Here is a 562-nt window from a genome sequence, read left to right as displayed (position 1 = left end):
GCCCATGTCAGCCACATTCAGTGTTCCGGCTTTACCGTCTGCTGTGGTCCAGCCAAGCCGAAGGCTCGTTCCCTGATTTTCGTGTTCATAAGCTTCGATGCGCAGATCATCCAGCGTCAGGTCACGGAACTTTACTGTGTCAGTTCCTCCTGAGCTGGTTTCTGCACTGCGGGTGATCCAGGAACCGCCTTTATCACGGCCAATCAGGTAGGTATCATCACCGCCGTGGCCATGGAGGTATTGCCATCCAGCCCCCGCATCGCCGCCATAAAGAACATCATTCTTTGAGCCACCATAGATAAAATCGCTCAGCTCAGTGCCCATAATCAGGTTGGTTTCATTGCTGAACCCATGCAGCTCCATGCGGCCATCTTCACGAACCTTGAACTCACTCAGGCTTGTGCGATCGGCAAACTCATAACGTTCGATATTCTGGCCCATGTCAGCCACATTCAGTGTTCCAGCATTACCGTCTGCTGTAGTCCAGCCAAGCCGAAGGCTCGTTCCCTGATTTTCGTGTTCATAAGCTTCGATGCGCAGATCATCCAGCGTCAGGTCACGG

General features: G+C 53.0%; 1 pseudogene. It reads right to left on the bottom strand.

What is annotated here, in order from left to right:
* Positions 1-562: pseudogene (locus tag PsAD37_RS28240) on the bottom strand (hypothetical protein); the annotation flags it as partial.

The organism is Pseudovibrio sp. Ad37, assembly GCF_001623075.1.
In the GTDB taxonomy this organism is placed as follows: Bacteria; Pseudomonadota; Alphaproteobacteria; order Rhizobiales; family Stappiaceae; genus Pseudovibrio.
Note: the sequence above shows the minus strand (reverse complement) of the source record. Positions and strands in the feature narration are given on the sequence as shown.